Origin of the sequence: Zoogloea oleivorans (assembly GCF_008107625.1) — a bacterium.
GTDB lineage: Bacteria > Pseudomonadota > Gammaproteobacteria > Burkholderiales > Rhodocyclaceae > Zoogloea > Zoogloea oleivorans.
In genome coordinates this window covers 9,966-13,083 of the sequence record NZ_SDKK01000051.1, presented here as the reverse complement: position 1 = coordinate 13,083, position 3,118 = coordinate 9,966, and the positions used below count along the sequence as shown (strand labels likewise).

The 3,118-nt window shown below is 62.8% G+C and carries 1 protein-coding gene; it reads right to left on the bottom strand.

Annotated elements, in window-relative coordinates:
• Positions 1-3,114: efflux RND transporter permease subunit (locus ETQ85_RS25155; protein ID WP_148581750.1), on the bottom strand; the 3,114-nt coding region annotated here is incomplete at its 3' end.
• Between the last annotated feature and the right edge of the window lie 4 nt (positions 3,115-3,118).

Below are 3,118 nucleotides of genomic sequence, written 5' to 3'. Positions count from 1 at the left end.
CAGCCGCCACTGTTTCACCAGTGCGTAGATCGCCGGGATCACCGCCAGAGTCAGCACCGTCGAGGAAATCATCCCGCCAACCATCGGCGCAGCAATGCGGCTCATCACCTCGGAGCCGGTGCCCGTCCCCCACATGATCGGTAAAAGGCCGGCCATGATCGCGACGACGGTCATCATCTTCGGGCGCACGCGCTCGACAGCGCCCTCCATCACCGCTGCGTAGAGGTCACTGACGTTCGGACTGCGGCCACTCTCGCGGCACGTCGCCTTCACGGCTTCCCAGGCGTGATCGAGGTAGATCAGCATCACCACGCCGGTTTCCGCCGCCACGCCAGCCAGCGCGATGAAGCCCACCGCCACCGCCACCGACAGGTTGTAGTCCAGCAGCCACATCAGCCACACGCCACCAACCAGCGCGAAAGGCACCGACAGCATCACGATCAGCGTTTCGGTGAGGCGCCGGAAGTTCAGGTAAAGGAGCAAGAAGATCGTCAGAAGGGTGATCGGGATGACGACCTTCATTTTCTCGATGGCCCGCTCCATGAACTCGAACTGGCCGCTCCACGTTACGTAGTAGCCCGCCGGGAACTTGATCTGCTCTGCCACCGCCTTCTTCGCGTCGGCCACGTAGCCACCGATGTCCCGGTCGCGGATGTCCACGAAGATGTAGGCCGACAGCAGCGCATTTTCGGTGCGGATGCCCGGTGTGCCCTTGGCGACGACGACCTTCGCCAACTGGCCGAGCGGCACCATCGCTCCGCCCATGGTCGGCACCAACACCTCGCGGGCAATCTGCTGCGGGTCGGAGCGCAGCTCACGCGGATAGCGTACCGTTACCCCGAAGCGCTCACGGCCCTCAACAGTGGTGGTCACCATCTCACCGCCCAACGCGCTGCCGATCACATCCTGCAACTCGCCAACGGAAAGACCGTAGCGGGCCAGCTGTTCCCGGTCGGGCTCGATGTTGAGGTAGAAGCCACCGGTGATGCGCTCGGCAAAGGCACTGGTGGTGCCGGGCACCGTTTTGACGACCGCCTCGATCTCCTTAGCCAGTTTCTCCATTTCACCGAGATCCTTGCCGAAGACCTTGATGCCGATCGGCGTACGGATGCCGGTGGACAGCATGTCGGTGCGGGCCTTGATCGGCATCGTCCAGGCATTGGCCACACCCGGGAACTGCAGCGCCTTATCCATTTCAGAGATCAACTTGTCGGTCGTCATGCCGGGACGCCATTCGGTTTGCGGCTTGAGGTTGATGACCGTCTCGAACATCTCGGTCGGCGCCGGGTCGGTGGCGGTATTGGCACGGCCGGCCTTGCCAAAGACTGATTCGACTTCCGGAAAGCTCTTGATGATCTTGTCCTGGGTCTGCATCAGCTCGGCAGCCTTGGTGATCGACATGCCCGGCAGGGACGCCGGCATATAGAGCAAAGTACCTTCGTTGAGGGTCGGCATAAACTCGGAGCCAAGGCGGGACGCGGGATAGACCGATATAGCCAGGACGATCACCGCGAGGACGATGGTCAGCTTCTTCCAGCGCATCACGGCGGCGATGATCGGCCGGTACACCCAGATCAGAACCCGGTTCACCGGGTTCTTTGCCTCCGGCATGATCTTGCCGCGGATGAACAGCAGCATCAGTACCGGCACCAGGGTGACCGACAGAATCGCCGCGCCGGCCATCGAGAAGGTCTTGGTGTAGGCCAGCGGCGAGAACAGCCGGCCCTCCTGTCCTTCCAGGCTGAAGACCGGCAGGAAGGAGACGGTGATGATCAACAGCGAGAAGAACAGCGCCGGCCCCACTTCCTTGCAGGCGGCCAGCATCGCCTCAAAGCGCTCCGCCGCCGAATGCCCTTCCGGCAGGCGCTCCAGGTGCTTGTGGGCATTCTCGATCATCACGATGGCCGCATCGATCATCGCGCCGATGGCAATGGCGATGCCCCCCAGACTCATCAGGTTGGAGTTCATGCCGAGCAGACGCATGGCGATGAAGGCCATCAGCACCCCCACCGGCAGCATCAGGATCGCCACCAGCGCGCTCCTCACATGCATCAGGAAGACGATGCAGACCAGCGCAACGATGATGGACTCCTCGATGAGGGTGCCCTTCAGGGTTTCAATGGCCCGGTGGATCAGCTCGGAGCGGTCATACACTGTCTGTACCGTCACGCCCTCCGGCAGGCCGGGACCGATCTCGGCGATCTTGTCCTTCAGGTTGTGGATGACCTCCAGCGCATTCTGGCCATAGCGGGCCATGGCAATTCCCGCGACGACTTCCCCTTCACCATTCAGTTCGGTCAGGCCGCGCCGTTCGTCCGGCGCCAGTTCCACCCGGGCGATGTCGCGGATAAGCACTGGCGTGCCCTTGTCGGCCTTGACCACCAGGAGTTCGATATCGTCCTTGCCGCGCAGGTAGCCCTTGCCGCGCACCATGTACTCGGTCTCGGCCATTTCCACCACGCGGCCACCCACATCCCGATTGGAGTCGCGAATCACCTGAGCGATCTTCATCAGAGGAATGCCGTAGGCGCGCAGCTTCACCGGATCGACAGTGACCTGGTAGGTCTGCACGAAGCCGCCTATCGAAGCGACTTCCGCCACCCCGTGGGCCTTGGCGAGCTGGTAGCGCACGTACCAGTCCTGAATGGTGCGCAGTTCGGCGAGGGTCTTGTCCTTGGCCAGCAGCGCGTACTGATACACCCAGCCGACGCCGGTGGCGTCCGGCCCGATCTGCGGTGTCACCCCCTTGGGCATGCGGCCGGAAGCGAAATTGAGATATTCCAGCACCCGCGAGCGCGCCCAGTAGATGTCAGTGCCATCCTCGAAGATGATGTAGACGAAGGACGCCCCGAAGAACGAGAAGCCGCGCACCACCTTGGACTTGGGCACCGACAGCATCGCCGTGGTGAGCGGATAGGTGACCTGGTCCTCGACCACCTGCGGCGCCTGGCCGGGGTATTCGGTGTAGACGATGACTTGCACGTCGGACAGATCGGGCAGCGCGTCGATGGGGGTGCGCAGCACCGCAAACACCCCGGCGGCGAGAATGAAAAGCGTGGCGAGCAGAACCAGGAAGCGGTTCCGGCCCGACCAGTCGATGATCCTGGCAAGCATGATG